This window comes from Halorussus litoreus, assembly GCF_003382685.1.
Lineage (GTDB): Archaea > Halobacteriota > Halobacteria > Halobacteriales > Haladaptataceae > Halorussus > Halorussus litoreus.
The window spans coordinates 1-13987 of the sequence record NZ_QLVG01000065.1 but is presented as its reverse complement, the minus strand read 5'-3'; the positions used below and the strand labels follow the sequence as shown (position 1 = coordinate 13987).

General features: G+C 68.2%; 13 protein-coding genes. 5 read left to right on the top strand and 8 right to left on the bottom strand.

Annotation, left to right across the window (positions count from 1 at the left end; all coding sequences use genetic code 11):
• The first annotated feature begins 125 nt into the window (after positions 1 to 125).
• Positions 126 to 1793 carry an alpha-amylase family protein gene (locus DPQ64_RS16895; RefSeq protein WP_115865481.1) on the top strand — a complete coding sequence of 556 codons (1668 nt, stop codon included), beginning with the start codon at positions 126 to 128 and terminating at the stop codon, positions 1791 to 1793.
• An 81-nt stretch (positions 1794 to 1874) separates the two neighbouring features.
• Here the strand turns inward: DPQ64_RS16895 and DPQ64_RS16890 are convergent, their stop codons facing one another.
• Positions 1875 to 2687 (bottom strand): CPBP family intramembrane glutamic endopeptidase, encoded by an 813-nt coding sequence (locus tag DPQ64_RS16890; RefSeq protein WP_115865480.1) that lies wholly within the window; start codon positions 2685 to 2687, stop codon positions 1875 to 1877.
• Positions 2688 to 2921: 234 nt separating this feature from the next.
• Here DPQ64_RS16890 and DPQ64_RS16885 point away from each other — a divergent pair, with 234 nt between their 5' ends.
• A complete protein-coding gene (locus DPQ64_RS16885) occupies positions 2922 to 4136 on the top strand; it encodes an NAD(P)/FAD-dependent oxidoreductase (RefSeq protein ID WP_115865479.1) in 1215 nt (404 codons plus the stop codon).
• 15 nt (positions 4137 to 4151) lie between these two features.
• Here DPQ64_RS16885 and DPQ64_RS16880 read toward each other — a convergent pair whose 3' ends face one another.
• Entirely contained in the window at positions 4152 to 4541 is a 390-nt protein-coding gene (locus DPQ64_RS16880) for a DUF4112 domain-containing protein (protein WP_115865478.1), read from the bottom strand.
• An 84-nt stretch (positions 4542 to 4625) separates the two neighbouring features.
• On the bottom strand, positions 4626 to 4838 hold the full coding sequence (locus DPQ64_RS16875) for an RING finger protein (RefSeq protein ID WP_115865477.1): 213 nt from the start codon (positions 4836 to 4838) through the stop codon (positions 4626 to 4628).
• Positions 4839 to 5356: 518 nt separating this feature from the next.
• On the opposite strand from DPQ64_RS16875, the gene DPQ64_RS16870 reads away from it, so the two are divergent.
• Positions 5357 to 7027 (top strand): protein kinase domain-containing protein, encoded by a 1671-nt coding sequence (locus DPQ64_RS16870; RefSeq protein WP_115865476.1) that lies wholly within the window; start codon positions 5357 to 5359, stop codon positions 7025 to 7027.
• A 170-nt stretch (positions 7028 to 7197) separates the two neighbouring features.
• Here DPQ64_RS16870 and DPQ64_RS16865 read toward each other — a convergent pair whose 3' ends face one another.
• Positions 7198 to 7437, bottom strand: coding sequence for a hypothetical protein (locus DPQ64_RS16865; RefSeq protein ID WP_115865475.1), 240 nt, complete (start codon positions 7435 to 7437; stop codon positions 7198 to 7200).
• A gap of 232 nt (positions 7438 to 7669) precedes the next feature.
• On the opposite strand from DPQ64_RS16865, the gene DPQ64_RS16860 reads away from it, so the two are divergent.
• Positions 7670 to 8410 (top strand): hypothetical protein, encoded by a 741-nt coding sequence (locus DPQ64_RS16860; protein ID WP_115865474.1) that lies wholly within the window; start codon positions 7670 to 7672, stop codon positions 8408 to 8410.
• A gap of 292 nt (positions 8411 to 8702) precedes the next feature.
• Here the strand turns inward: DPQ64_RS16860 and DPQ64_RS16855 are convergent, their stop codons facing one another.
• Complete coding sequence (locus DPQ64_RS16855) at positions 8703 to 9002, bottom strand: MarR family transcriptional regulator (RefSeq protein ID WP_115865473.1); 300 nt, start codon at positions 9000 to 9002, stop codon at positions 8703 to 8705.
• A 202-nt stretch (positions 9003 to 9204) separates the two neighbouring features.
• On the opposite strand from DPQ64_RS16855, the gene DPQ64_RS16850 reads away from it, so the two are divergent.
• Positions 9205 to 9768: a HalX domain-containing protein gene (locus tag DPQ64_RS16850; protein ID WP_115865472.1), complete on the top strand. Its 564-nt coding sequence runs from the start codon at positions 9205 to 9207 to the stop codon at positions 9766 to 9768.
• A gap of 97 nt (positions 9769 to 9865) precedes the next feature.
• On the opposite strand, the gene DPQ64_RS16845 is transcribed toward DPQ64_RS16850, so the two are convergent.
• The 3 genes from DPQ64_RS16845 to DPQ64_RS16835 all read right to left on the bottom strand — a co-directional run bounded on the left by DPQ64_RS16845 (position 9866) and on the right by DPQ64_RS16835 (position 13820).
• Positions 9866 to 10558 (bottom strand): GNAT family N-acetyltransferase, encoded by a 693-nt coding sequence (locus DPQ64_RS16845; protein WP_115865471.1) that lies wholly within the window; start codon positions 10556 to 10558, stop codon positions 9866 to 9868.
• A gap of 224 nt (positions 10559 to 10782) precedes the next feature.
• A complete protein-coding gene (locus tag DPQ64_RS16840; protein ID WP_157971762.1) occupies positions 10783 to 12303 on the bottom strand; it encodes a hypothetical protein in 1521 nt (506 codons plus the stop codon).
• Positions 12300 to 13820 carry a DUF58 domain-containing protein gene (locus DPQ64_RS16835; RefSeq protein ID WP_232820616.1) on the bottom strand — a complete coding sequence of 507 codons (1521 nt, stop codon included), beginning with the start codon at positions 13818 to 13820 and terminating at the stop codon, positions 12300 to 12302. The genes DPQ64_RS16840 and DPQ64_RS16835 overlap by 4 nt, the downstream gene beginning before the upstream one ends.
• Positions 13821 to 13987 lie beyond the last annotated feature (167 nt).

Genomic DNA, 13987 nt, shown 5'->3' with positions numbered 1-13987 from the left:
GTCGATACGGGCGGAGGCGGTTAAATCGGTGGGTCGTGGCAGGAACGACACCCGCCATCAGTCGGTGTCGGCTCCCACGACAGTTTTCCGTCTCGCCGTCGAGAGACGGTGTACGGGGGTTTTTGATGCGGACAAAAGACCGGTGGTACGAGAACGCGACGTTCTACGCGATCGACGTCGAGGCGTTCGCCGACGGGGACGGCGACGGGGTGGGCGACTTCCGGGGGCTGACCGACCGGTTGGACTACCTCCAGTCGCTCGGGGTGGACTGCCTCTGGCTGCTGCCGTTCTACCCGTCGCCGAACCGCGACAACGGCTACGACGTGGCCGACTACTACGGCGTCGACGACCCGTACGGCACGCTCGGGGACTTCGTGGAGTTCGTCCACGCCGCGGACGACCGGGGCATCCGGGTCATCGTCGATCTGGTGGTCAACCACACGTCCGACCAGCATCCGTGGTTCCAGCGCGCGCGGGCCGACCCCGACTCGCCGTATCGGGACTACTACGTCTGGCGCGGCGACCCGCCGGAGGAACCGGACCCCCATCGCGGGCCGGTGTTCCCCGGCGAGGAGGACGCCGTCTGGAGCTACGACGAGGCGGCCGAGGCGTTCTACTACCACCGGTTCTACCACTTCCAGCCAGACCTGAACACCGCCAATCCGGCGGTGCGCGAGGAGATCCGCAAGATCATGGGCTTCTGGCTCGAACTCGGCGTCTCGGGCTTCCGGGTCGACGCCGCCACGCTGATGATCGACAACAAGGGCGGGCTGGAATCGACGAAACTCGACGACCCGCACGGCGTGCTCCGGGACATGCGCCAGTTCGTCGAGCGCCGGGGCGAGGACGCCATCCTGCTCGCGGAGGCCGACGACGACCCCGCGGACCTCGCGGCCTACTTCGGCGATGACGGCGACGAGATTAACGTCATGATGAACTTCCTGCTGTCGGCCCACCTCGTGCTCGCGCTCGCCGAGGGCGAGGCCGAGCCCATCCGGCGCGTGGTGGATCTCGTGCCGGACCCGCCGGGGACCGGCCAGTGGGCCAACTTCGTCCGAAACTACGACGAGCTCAACCTCGGCCGACTGCCCGCCGCCGACCAGCAGACGGTGTTCGAGGCGTTCGCGCCCGACGAAGCGATGCGCATCTACGGCCGGGGCATCCGGCGTCGCCTCGCGCCGATGCTGGGGGGTGATCGGGACCGAATCGAACTCACCTACAGCCTGCTGTTCTCGCTGCCGGGCATCCCGCTCGTCGTCTACGGCGACGAGATCGGCATGGGCGAGGACCTCTCGCTCGCCGGCCGGAACGCGGTGCGCACGCCGATGCAGTGGTCCGACGACCCCAACGCCGGCTTCTCGTCGGCCGACCAAGCCGACCTCGTGCGGCCGGTGATCTCCGGCGGCGAGTTCGGGTACGAGTCGGTCAACGTCGCGGCCCAGCGCGGCGACCCGGACTCGCTGTTCCAGTGGTTCTCCCGGCTCGTCAGGGTCCGCGAGGAGTGCCCGGAGATCGGCCGCGGCGACTGTGAAGTCCTCGACACGGACTCCCCCGCAGTGTTCGCCCACCGGATGGTCGGCCACGGCGGGGACTCCGACGGCGGGAGCGACCTCGTGGCGGTCCACAACCTCGCCGACGAGCAGGTCGCCGTCTCGCTGGCGCTCGACGGCGACCCCGTCCGGCTGTTCGGCCACAACGGCGGCGCGGAGTTCGAGGTCGATTCGGCGGGCGACTGGCGGTTCCACCTCGACCCGCACGGCTATTGTTGGGTCCGAGTGGGCGAGGGACGGTAGCTGGTGAGGTAGCCGTCGGCAGTAAGGCTACCAAACCTACGTGAGGGAATACAAAGAGACAGCCGTGAGTCGATCACGGGGTCACGACACCGGTTCGACTGTGGATTCCGCTACCAGCTCCCGTCCGTTTCGGAGGACGAGCACGGCAACGATCAGCCACCACAGTCCCGAACCGATGACTAAAGGGAGTAACTCGGATCCCGCCAGCAGACCCCCCGTTCCCTCCAAGATCGCACCGACATTGACCGTGGCGTGCATCAACATCACTGGGAGCACCTTGCCGCCAGTGACGTTGACGAATGCCCCGAGTACGATTGCTGCTCCGACGATGAAGGTAGTGTACGTCAGCAGCGGTACCGGGTCGGGAGAGAAAGCCGCTTTGCCGCTAAAGAACAGCGGCAGGTGCCACGCCCACCACAGGACTCCAATCCCGAGTCCCGCGGTTAGCACCGACACACGCTCTTGTAGTCGTGGCTGTAGGAAGCCTCGCCAACCGAGCTCTTCCACCCCTCCGAACAGACCGACGTTGGCCACGAGAAACAGCGTCATAACAGGCAATGACGCCGGAGGGGCATAGGCCAGCGTTCCGCCGCCAACCGCTCGGACAACTTGTTGTACGTTCGTGATCACGAACGGGACGAGCACGGCAACGAGATACAACCCGGGGTGAACCCACAAATCGAGCGCCCTCTCCGTCCACGTCCGTAGTGATCTATCGCCTGCCCACAGTACGACGACTACGGCTATAGGGAGCCCCCACTGCCGGGGAAAGGTAACCGGGAGGGTCTCCCACCAACCGAGAGAGTAGTAGATGGCGTCCCAAGACCACGTCCAACCGAACGCCACGAGGACAAACGCCATCAGTTGATGGCGTCGAATCAGCGCCCTTACCATCGCCGCAGAATATCCATCTGAATTATATAAATTTCGGTGATTCGGGCTGACCGATCCAATTCGGTGTCCTCTTCGTGATTTGTAGCCCATCGCGCCGTTCTGGTGAGGCAACTCTCCGTCCCTACCGAACTTCCCCCGCTAATCTCCGACAACGAACTCGTGCTATCGAACACCAAAACTCCCGCGTGGGTCGTCGGCAGCACACTTATCCCATTCGACAGATGACTTTCGAGCATGCACGTCGTCATCGTGGGTGGCGGAATCGTCGGCCTGTCGTCGGCCTACTCGCTCGCGCGGGGCGGCGCGGACGTGAGCCTCTACGAGAAAGGGTCGCTCGGGGCAGGCAGCACCGCGCGCTCGGCGGGCGGCATCCGGTCGCAGTTCTCGACCGCAGTCAACGTCCGACTCTCGGAGGCCAGCAAAGAAGTGTGGGACGAGTTCGAGAACCGATTCGGCGTCGACATCGCCCACCGCAAACCGGGCTACCTGTTCCTCGCGCGCACCGCCGAGACGGCCGAGCAGTTCCGCGAGAACGTCGCGATGCAGAACGACCTCGGGGTCGACAGCGAGTTCCTCGACCCCGCAGAGGCAATCGAACACTGCCCGGGACTGCGCGACGAGGAGTTCGTGGCCGCGACGTACAACGCCGACGACGGCTTCGCCGACCCCAATCTCGCGGTGCAGGGCTACGCCGAGGCCGCCCGCGAGGCGGGGGTCGACATTCGGACGAAGACCGCGGTCACCGATGTTCTGACTGACGATAGCAACGAGGTCGTCGGCGTGAAGACCGACGCCGGGCGAATCGACGCGGACTTCGTCGTCAACGCGGCGGGCGCGTGGGCAAGCGAGGTCGCGGCGTTCGCGGGCATCGATCTGCCGATTCACCCGCGCCGCCGTCAGATCGCGGTGGTCGACCCGAGCCAGCCGGTGTCCGAGGACGTGCCCCTGACCATCGACCTCGACACGGGGTCGTACTTCCGGCCGGAGCGCGACGGTGCCGCGCTCGTGGGTGGTCACTTCGCGAGCGAGGAACGAAGTTCCTCGAATGCGAGCGGGGAGGAACGACCCGCGAGCGAGGACCCCGACATGGAACCCGACGCCTACTCGGAGTCGATGGACCTCCCGTGGGCCGCGACCGCGGTCGAGCGCGCGGCCGACTGCGCGACCTACTTCGGCGGCGACACGCGCATCCGGCGGGGCTGGGCCGGGCTGTACGCGGTGACACCCGATCATCATCCTATTGTGGAGGAGACGGTTCCCGGGCTGGTCACCGCAGCGGGGTTCTCGGGCCACGGGTTCCAGCACGCCCCCGCGACCGGCAAACTGGTCGCGGAGCTCTGCCTCGACGGCGAGGCGTCGCTGGTGGATGTGGATGGTCTGTCGAGTCGGCGGTTCGAAAACGGCGACGACGAGGCTGGCGACGGCCGCGTCGAACGAAACGTGGCGTGAATCGAGCGAGCCGGATTACGCTGTCCTACTGAGCTCTTCCTCCAGCAGGGCGACGTTGCGCTCGTTGGCCTTCCACACCGCGTCGACGAGGGTGCCGAGGACCGGAATCGAGCCGATGACCGCGTCGACGAGCACGTTGAACACCATCTTCATCAGCGTATCCTGCGAGGCTCCCATTCGCGCGCTCTCGGCGACGATGTACAGCGAGAGGCCCGCCGCGACCGCGTCGCCGCCGACCGGGAGGATGCCGAGGATCGGGTCGAGTCCGACCCGGTAGTTGACCACCGGGATCTCGACGGCCTCGTCGAGCAGCCGGCTGAGCGCGCGGACGCGCTCCATCCCCGGCGGTTCGTCCTCGACCGAGACTTCGATGGGCTGGCCGCTTTCGTCTGGTCCGAGACTCATGGACGCAAGGACGACGTGGTGACGCAAAGCTCTGCTGGCTACGGGGGCTTGCAGGCGGATACCGGGGCGGTCGGTCAGCTTCGCTTAGAAGAACAGCACCCACGCCAGCAGCCCCATCGTGAGCAGCGAGAGGATGGCGGGCACGAGCGCGAACAGGGTGTTCGAGAGCCGGTCGACGCGCGCCTCTTGGTCGACGGGCTTCAGCACGGCGTAGCCACACTCGACGCACTGCTTGCGGTCGGAGGTGTGTTTCCGCCCGCAGTTTTTGCACTCCCACTGTCTCGACCCGAACGCCATGCTGTATCACTCGGTCCGAATCACTCGGCCGTGATAGGTTTTGCGACGACCGCAACGGACTCGGTGTTTCTGGCGGGTTTCGGTGCTGGCAGCTGCAAGCTTTCGAGACCAGCGGGAAGTTCGAGCGTCCCGTAGAAGATGAATACGGCACTGCGAAGCCAGCTACTGCTTGCGCATCGGAGAAACCGCACCGCGACCGCACGGTACCGCTCGGCACCGCAGGAGTCTCTCAGACCCCCCAGTCTCGGTGGCTGCAACATCGCGGTCGTCTCCACCGGCAGACAGTCCTGCTCGCCTTTGGCTGTCTCCAGAAATCGACGATTTCCGGGATCGGACGGGAGCGCCGCTCTCGCCGACCTCGCGCCGTGGGAGCGACGCTCCCACGAGCCGTGGCTCACGTCGCTCGCCAAGACGCCAGCGCGCGCCGGGTGGATAGTTAGGACGGCGCACGTAGACCGGAAAACGAGCTGTCGCACCGAACCCTTATACCGCCTGCCCGACATCCAACGCCCGTATCGATGCCGGACGGCGACCCACCCGGAGGCGGGTCCGACCGCGCACGCGACTCCGAGACCGAGACCGAATTCGACGCCGAACGAGTCGACCGGCTCCGCGAACGCGTCCGGAAAGCGACCCGCTCGCGGGCCGGCGCGAGCGACGGCGATGCGCCGGACCCCGAAACGCTCGACGACCTCGTGGCGAGGCTGGGCGACGACGACCCAGAAGAGCGAGCGAGCGCGGCGTGGGGGCTCGCAGAACTCGCGGTCGAGGCTCCCGAGCGGTCGTGGCGGCTCCCAGTCGACACCGAACTCGCACCGCTCCTCGCCGACGACGACCAGTGGGTCCGTCGGGGAGCCTCGTGGGCGCTGGCGACCGTGGCGGACGATAACCCCGAGCGCGCCCGGCCCGCGCTCGGCGCGCTCGCGGACGGGCTGACCGACGCGGACCCACTCGTTCGCGAGAACGCCGTGCTGTCGGTATCGAGCGTGGCCGACGAGTACCCATACGCAGCCGAGCCCGTGCTGGCCCAACTCGCCGAGGTCGTCCGCGAGGAAGATGGATGGATCCAGCAGCACGCCGCCGACGTGCTCGGCCAACTCGTCCGGAAGCTCGACGGGGACGGCTTTCCGCAGACCGTCGCCGCCACGCAAGAGTTTGCCGACCTGCTTCCCGACGACTCCGGCGTGGTGACTTCGACCGACGAGTCCGACGGCGGCCCTGTCAGCGTGCCCTCCGCCGGCGGGCAGACCGACGAGCGCGACGACGTCGACGGTGAGGGTTTGGGCGAGAACGACCAGTCCGAGGTGGAAATGCTTGGACCGCCACGGGAGGTTCCGACACCGCCAGCGGTCACGGCCCAGCGCGCGGACCTCGAACGGCTCGGCGACCTCGGCGGCGACCCGCTCACGACCGCGATGAAGGCCCGCGCGCCGGCCCGGACGGCGGACGATCAGGGTGTCGTCGTGGCGGGTCGAACGCTGCGCTCGGAGCTCGGGGTCGACTCCGGCGCGGTCGAGACGGCGTTCCGAGCGTGGGAGGGCGTCGACGACCACGACTTCGTGCTGCCGGTGCTCGCGCGCGGGACCACCCCGCGCCACTGGATCGCCACGGAATACGCCGACGGCGGCACCCTCCGAGACCACGTCGGGCGCGTGGGCTTCGACCGCGGGCTCTGGTACGCTCACTGCCTGGCGACCGCGGTGTGTCACGCCCACGGTCTCGGAGTGGTCCACGGCGGGCTCCGTCCCGGCGCGGTCGGCCTCTCGCAGGTGCTCGGCGCGTGGCCCGTCCCGAAGGTCGCCGACTGGGGGTTGGCGGAGGTCGTCTCGACGGTGCGAAGTCCGCCGGTCCCGGCCGGGTTCGCCGCGCCGGAGCACGTCGCGCCCGAGGAGTTCGGCTACCCGGACCCCGCGACCGACGTGTACGGGCTGGGCGCGCTCTGCTACGCCCTGTTTGCGGGCCGTCCGCCGTACACCGGTGACTCGTCAGACGTCGCCCGGCGCGTGACGAGCGAGGAGCCCGAACCGCCGAGCGCGTTCGCGCCGGGGCTGCCGCCCGCGGTGGACGACCTCGTCGAGCGCGCGCTGACGAAAGAGAAGCGCGCGCGGTTCGAGACGGCCGAGGACTTCCGGCGCAAACTGGAGGTCATCCTCGACGACCACGGCTCATCAGTCGAGTGGGAGCGCTGAGTCGAGAGAAGGCGCTGCACTGCGGCTGGCTCACTCGCTCGAAACGCGACAAAATCCGGTAGCGGCGGTCGGTCGACGGTGCCGCCGGCTGGCGGCACCGCCGACCGACTGCCAGTCTCGATTTTTGCGGGGACAGTCCTCTGCTCCCAGTTCCAACGGCTCGATCCCGACTACCGACGACCCGCGGGCGCGTCGTCGTGGAGGTACACCACCTGCTCGTTCTCGCGGCGCTGGCGCTCCTCCTCGGCGTCCATCCGGCTGGCGCACCATCGGCTGTACTTCGAGAGCACGGAGAATGGCGGCCCGCCGAACACGTCCGCCCAGCGGTCGCCCCGCTCCACGACGATACGCTGGTCGTACGGCTGTCCACAGACCGGGCAAGCCGTCTCGTCGGGGTCGCGGGAGTGCACGAACGGTCGTACGGGCGCGAGACGCTTCAATCTCGGGGCGGGGATTTAGGCTGAAGAAGAATCGATGACCGTCGCTGGACACGGAACTGTTTCCTCGAAAGCGCGCCTCGCCCGTTCAGTCCGCCAGGGCGGTGGCTTGATTCCTCAGCCGACCCCCGCTGTCTATCAAATCTTCAGAAACCGCCGCGGTCCCCCTCGCTTAAGTGGGCTCGCGACCTGTCCCCGGACAGACATGGCGCTCGCGCCGCTCACAGCCCACGCCGGGGACGCCAGCGCCGCGACCGTCCACTTCCTCGGATCGGTGCTGATCACCGCCGCAGCCGGGGTCTTCGGCTACTACGCGGTGTTGAACCTCCGGCTGAACCGGCTTGAGTCCCAACAGCCGTTCTGGCGATACCTCGGGCTCGTGGGGGCGACCGCCGGGCTGTACGGCGTGTTCGGCGTGGCGGCCACCGTGGTCGACTCGCGCGCGCTGACCGCGTTCGGCCACGGCGCGCTGCTGTTGTGCATCGTCTTCCTCGCGTTCTCGATGCGCGAGGTGTACTACGGCTCGGCGATGACGCCCTCGCCCGACGAGCAGCGGTTCTCGCTCGCCACGCTCCGCCGGCTCGAACTCGCGTTCGTCGGGATCATCGTGGTCGAGTGGGTCGCGGTGCTGGCTATCGACCAGTCGGCCGTCGCGCGGATCGTCAAGGGGCTCGGGAGCGTTGCGTTCGCGACCTATGGCGTGGTGTTCGCCGAGAAGTTGGAGGCGATGGCCCGCGGTACCTCGCTCGACACCCTCCGGCGGCACCTCATCCCGATGCTGGTCTCGCTTGGCGTACTCGGCGTCGCGGACCTCGGGGTCACGGTCGGCGTCGACCCCGTGACCGTACAGGCGGTTGAGAACGTGTTCGTCGTGCTCGTCGCCGGCTTCTTCGTCACCGCGACCATCCGGCTCCAGCAGAACGTGCTGGGGCTCTCGACCGCGTGAGCAGGGCCAGTCGGCACTGGGGAGGGTATCCCTTTTTGACCGAACGCGCCAGCGAGGGCTACGGGGCTGGAAATCAGGGCGGCGGTTCGACCGCCCGGTTGTCAGAGGCACAGTGGTTGTTTCACGACTCGCTCGCCTGCGACGCCGGGGCCGCTCCCGTCGGCGCGTGGAGGGTCGTCGGATGGCGGTCCGGACGGCCCACCTCGACAGGCGTACCTACAACTGTGTACGGTACGAGTATAGCTGTACTGCATGGTATAGCGCTTCTTTAAAAGGGTGTTCCGCGAGGCGGCTACTCGCTGAGGTCCACTTCGTCCGGAACTGTGATCGACAGCGGAGTGTACAGTCGCTTTCGCGCGTCGGGGACGTACATCCGCTCTTCGACCAGCCCCTCCGCTTTGAGTTTGGCGAGCGCGTCCCGGGTCGTCCGCGCCGGGAGGAGCGCCCGCGTGCGTATCTGTCGCTGGGTCAGCGGTGCTTCCTCCTCTAGGACTTTGTGGACGAGTTTCGAACTCGGCGGCAGGTCGACGAGTCGCTCGAACCGTTCTTCCGGCGTCGTGTCTGGGTCACTGCCCGTGGCAAAAGCGATCACTGGTCTTCGACATATCCACTCGGGGCTACGAGCTACCCCTAGTTAATTATTACGATAATTTCGTTGGATAAAAAGTATGTCAGAATTGAACAAAAGGGACGGTTTCGAATCGTTTCCTCCCGCCGACCACAAGATATAAGTATATCTTCTCGCATGATTCACTAAGTAACTCGCCGTTACAAGAGTCGCGGAAGACACGACCATGTCCCCGGAGCAATCTACCGTCCTCGTCGTCGACGACGAACAGGATGTTGCCGACCTTTACACGATGTGGCTGCAGGACGAGTACCGCGTACTGAGTGCCTACGAGGGCGAAAACGCCCTCGACGTACTCGACGACACCGTCGACGTCGTCCTGCTCGACCGTCGAATGCCGGGCCAGTCCGGCGACGACGTGCTCGACGAGATCCGGACCCGTGAACTCGACTGTCGCGTGGTGATGGTGACGGCGGTCAAGCCCGACTTCGACATTCTGGAGATGGGGTTCGACGACTACCTCGTCAAGCCCGTCGCGCGCGACGACCTTCTCATGACCGTCGAGAAGATGCTCACGCGCGTCGACTACGGCGCGAAGCTCCAGAAATACTTCTCACTCGTTTCGAAGAAGGCGGTTCTCGAAGCCGAGAAGGACCCGTCGGCCCTCGAGGCCAACGACGACTACGCCGAGCTGCAGACGAATATCGACCAGCTCCGGACCGAGGTCGACGCTACACGCGACGAACTCGACGACCACGACGACTTCGTCGGCGCGTTCCAAGACATCTGAAGTGACTTTCTGACTCTGGGGCGATTCCTTTGCCGGTTTCGTTCAGCGTTCACCAGAGTCAGCCGTTCGCGCACATTTAGATGAACCGTAATGTGGTTTACGAGCTGTCGCTGGTACTCGGCATCCGCGCTCCGTCGCTCGCACCTTCGACGGCCTCCCGGTACTGGTCGCGGGTGACGGTGAACCGATGGAGGTCCCGCACCCCATCGTCGGTCGGCACGAAGTTGCGCAGCAGGCCGTCGTACTGGCCGCCGAACGCCTCGACGTACTTCTCGATGGCACGGCGCGACCGGTCGTTCCCGTCGCGGTGGGACGCGCCGACGACTTCGAGGTCGAGTCGGTCGAAGGCAAGTTCCAGCAGGGCGGCCGCGCGCTCGCCGGAGTACCCCCGACCCCAGAACGCCTTCCGGAGCCAGATGCCGAGTTCTGCCGACTGGCGCTCCCAATCGAGGTGGAGGTTCGTCGTGCCCGCGATCTCCGGCGTCTCGACCGAGTTTTCGTCACTCGTTTGGCCCTCGCGGTCACCGTTTGCTCCCACTGACTCCTCGAACTCGTCTGGATGGATGGCGTAGGTCGCCTGCTCGCGGTCGTCCCACTGTTCCTCGACGGTCGCGAGGTACTCGTGGGTGTCCCGCGGGCTCTCGTGGGGGTCCCACAGGACGTAGTCGCGGACCTCCTCCATGCCGGGCGCTTCGGCGCGCATGTGGTCGTAGAGCCGCATAGTCGGCACGTTCTCGCGGTTGAGTCGCCGGAGTCGGAGCCGTTCGGTGGCGATCTCCTCGGGGAACACGTGGACCGTTGGGGTTCCGGAAGTTTGGGACCTTCGGCCGGATACGCTGGTCTGGTCGGATGGAGGAGACGACCACGGGCCTGCGGCCCGCGAGTCGCCTCGCCCTTTCAGTCCGCCAGGGTTACGACTGTTCCACCGGCGAAACAGGGTTGCCATTCCACCGGGCGAAACAGGGTAGTCGTCCCTCCGGCCGAAACTGCGGAGCACCAAAATCTGAATCGAGTTCACTCCTCGCGCCCGACCAGCACCGCGAAACACAGCACGCTGAGCAGGAGGAGCGCGACCGCGAGTCGGGCCCGCCACGCGCGTACCGAGGCCGACCACGAGCCCATCGCGAACGCGGTCAGCGTCGCCAGCGCGACTCCGCCAGTGCCGACCGCCAGCGTGGCTACCGCGTGGGCCGTCTCGCCGGTTCGCGTCTCGCCCGCTGGGCCGACCTGCGCGCCGAGCTCGACAGCGTTGCTCCCGAGGTCGTGGACCGCCAGCGCGGCCGCGACGCCGGCGAAGACGGCGAGTGCGTCCCCGCCGGCCTCGGCCGCGACTAGCGACGCGACCGCCAGCGCTGCTCCCGCGACCGCGAAGCCGGTGGCCCCACTGGTGACGACCCACGGGCGAACGACCGCATCGAGGACGAACGACGCGAAGACGACACCGAAGAGGACCGCGGCGGTCCCGCCGGCGAATGTCGCCGTCGCGCCGAAGGTGCTGATCGTCCCTGCGAAATCGACGCCGCCGCTCGCGGGCGCGGTCGCGGCGACCGCGCCCGCGAGCGGCGGAAGTCCGAGGACTGCTGTGACGGCGAGCGCCGAGATGCCGCCGGCAGAGCGGGCGAGCGCTCCCGGTGGGTCGTTACCTGCCCACGCGACGACGAGGAGTTGGCCCGCGCGGGCGACGAGCACGCCGACCAGCGCGAGCACGACCGCGCCGAGCGCGGCGTGGAGCACGCCGGAGCCGAGCAACAGCCGGATTCCAGTCCCGAACACCGACAGCGAGCCGAGGAACGCGTCGAACCACCGCGGCCCCCACGCCGTGAGCGCGAGCACGACCTGCAGGACGAGGAACGCGACGTACTCCCGGGGCAGGTCCTCGACCCTAAAGTCGAGCCGGTCGAGTGCGGCCTCCCGAAGCTCCCTACCCTCCGGGAGCCACGTGTCGAGTATCGGGACGGCCCGATGCAGCAGTTCGGCGATCAGCAGCACCTCGACCTGTAGCGCGAGCAGCGCGACCAGTTCGTTCGCCGTGACGACTGCGGCGAGCGCCTCGACGGTGAACCCTGCAACCCCCGAGAAGACGCCGGCGTACAACCCTACTGACGCGACCGCCCCGACCGAGAGGACGGTCGCCGAGCGCCTAGCAGTTCCCACCGCGGGCACCTCGACCTTGTCGTCGAGCGAGACGGTCGCGTTCGTCGCGGCCGCCGCGACGGAAACCCCGACCAACAGCGGGACCGCGCCGCCGTCGAAGGCGGCGACACCGGCGAACGCGACAGCCCCGGCGACGACGCCCGCGCTCCCCGCGGCACGGCGGGCGTTGGTCCCCGACTGGCTCGCCCGGACGCCCAGCGCGGCCAGCGTCGCGCCCCCGAGACACGCGAGGACGGCCGAGAGCGAGCCGTCCGCGAGCCCGAGGCCGATTCCGGCCACGACCGCGACCAGCACTGCGAGCGTCCCGCCGAACCCGCTCGCCCGGTAGTCGGGTGCGCGCGGGTAGTCGGGCCCGCCGGAGTCGTCTCGCGCGCGGCTCACGACGACCACCTCGCGGTCGCCGCCTCCACGGCGTTGCGGAGCGGTTCGTCCGGCGACCAGTCGACCACGCGAACGTCGCTCTCTCGCACGGACGAGAGCCGTTCGGCCCGTTCGATACCCTCGACCGATCCGCCGGGGGTGTCACCACTCACGTCCGGGCTGAGCACCGTCACCGCGTGGCCGTACGCCCGGAAGCGCTTGGCCACGTCGGCAGCGAAGTCGTCGGCCATCGGCGAGAGGAAGATGACCTGCGACGCGGCGGGCATCCGCTTGCGCAGGGTGTCGAATCGCGTCTCGTTGGTGCGGCTCCGCCGTCGCTCGCGGAATAGCCCCACCGGCTGAGGCTCGAATGGGGTGTCGGCGTCGCGGAGCGTCGCCCGGACGCGGGCGCTCTGCTCGTCGCCGCCGCCCGGCGCGAGGTACGCCTCCGGCGGGCCGTACACCGCGAGGCCGACCCGGTCGTTGCGCCGGAGCAGTGACCCCGCGAGCCGCTCGGCGACGTACTCACAGAGCGCGACCGCGTCGGGTTCGCCGTCCCGCCGGGCGACGTGGGCGGCGCGTCTGGCGTCCACGACGACCATCACGGTCGCGGCCCGCGTCTCGCGGAACTCCACGGTGGTCAGCTCGCGGGTCCGGGCGTACCGCTTCCAGTCGATGCGGCTGGGGGGGTCGCTCGGGTGGTGCTCACGCGTGGCGTAGAACTCGACGCCCTCGCCCCCGGAGTCGGTCGTGATGTGACCTGGATGCGAGGAGGTATCGGCCGGGAGCGGAACGTCACCGGGCCGGGACTCGCTCGTGACGGTGGCCGGAATCTCCCGCCGGAATCGTCGCTCGGCGCTCCCGCTGACGTTCCGAGCGACCAGCGTCGTCGCGCCGAACTCGTGGGTGCCCCGGCGAGCGCGGACCCGGTAGGAGAACGACGCCGACTCACCGGGGCGCAGGCCGGTGCAGAACCGCGGCGACCCCGAGGTCACCGCCAGCTTCTCGGGCACGCCGTCGACGATCCGGAGGTCGGGCACGGTCGTCTCGCCGTCGTTTCGGACAGTCAGCGTCACCTCGATCTCGCGACTCGGCGCGGGCGACCGGTCGTCGATCTCGCGCTCGGCCGAGAGGTCGGGGTCGGGCGGCTCGGTGCCGGACCGGTAGGCCGTGTACGCGAAGCCGACGACCCCGGCGAGGAAGACGGTGGTATTGTTCGTAAGCAGCCCCGCGGCCCCGGCGAGCAGCCCGACTGTCGTGCCGGGGGCCCAGCGCGGGCCGGTGGTCCTGACGACCGAGTCGTCTTCATCGCTGTCTGTCGCCGCGTCGTCCGCGGAGTCAGCATCCTCGGCGTCCATCTCGTCGCTGGCGTCCTCGGCGGTCCCGCCCTTCCCCGTTTCAGCGGCCTCCGCGTCTTTCCGGGCGGCTCTCGCGGACGCGGGGCTCGCTCGCGCTCGGGTCACGTCGAACGCGGCGTAGTAGACCGCAACGAGGACGCCGAATCCGAGCAGGACGGCGATCTCCGACGCGAGGCTCATCGGGACACCTCCTCGGCGGTCGGCGTGGACGGTGATCCTTCGCTCTCGAACGCTCCGGCGCTCTCGCTTGGCGCGTCCCGCGATCTCTCGCCCGCCGCGTCCCGCGACCCGTCACTCACTCTACGCTCGCTCGCGCGGGCGGCGGCGGTCGCGTCGCGACCGCCGCC

What these genes read in the sequence shown, in the direction of transcription:
- DPQ64_RS16895 (WP_115865481.1), top strand. Translation starts at nt 126, where the DNA reads ATGCGGACAAAAGACCGGTGGTACGAGAACGCGACGTTCTACGCGATC.
- DPQ64_RS16890 (WP_115865480.1), bottom strand. Translation starts at nt 2,687, where the DNA reads ATGGTAAGGGCGCTGATTCGACGCCATCAACTGATGGCGTTTGTCCTC.
- DPQ64_RS16885 (WP_115865479.1), top strand. Translation starts at nt 2,922, where the DNA reads ATGCACGTCGTCATCGTGGGTGGCGGAATCGTCGGCCTGTCGTCGGCC.
- DPQ64_RS16880 (WP_115865478.1), bottom strand. Translation starts at nt 4,541, where the DNA reads ATGAGTCTCGGACCAGACGAAAGCGGCCAGCCCATCGAAGTCTCGGTC.
- DPQ64_RS16875 (WP_115865477.1), bottom strand. Translation starts at nt 4,838, where the DNA reads ATGGCGTTCGGGTCGAGACAGTGGGAGTGCAAAAACTGCGGGCGGAAA.
- DPQ64_RS16870 (WP_115865476.1), top strand. Translation starts at nt 5,357, where the DNA reads ATGCCGGACGGCGACCCACCCGGAGGCGGGTCCGACCGCGCACGCGAC.
- DPQ64_RS16860 (WP_115865474.1), top strand. Translation starts at nt 7,670, where the DNA reads ATGGCGCTCGCGCCGCTCACAGCCCACGCCGGGGACGCCAGCGCCGCG.
- DPQ64_RS16850 (WP_115865472.1), top strand. Translation starts at nt 9,205, where the DNA reads ATGTCCCCGGAGCAATCTACCGTCCTCGTCGTCGACGACGAACAGGAT.
- DPQ64_RS16835 (WP_232820616.1), bottom strand. Translation starts at nt 13,820, where the DNA reads ATGAGCCTCGCGTCGGAGATCGCCGTCCTGCTCGGATTCGGCGTCCTC.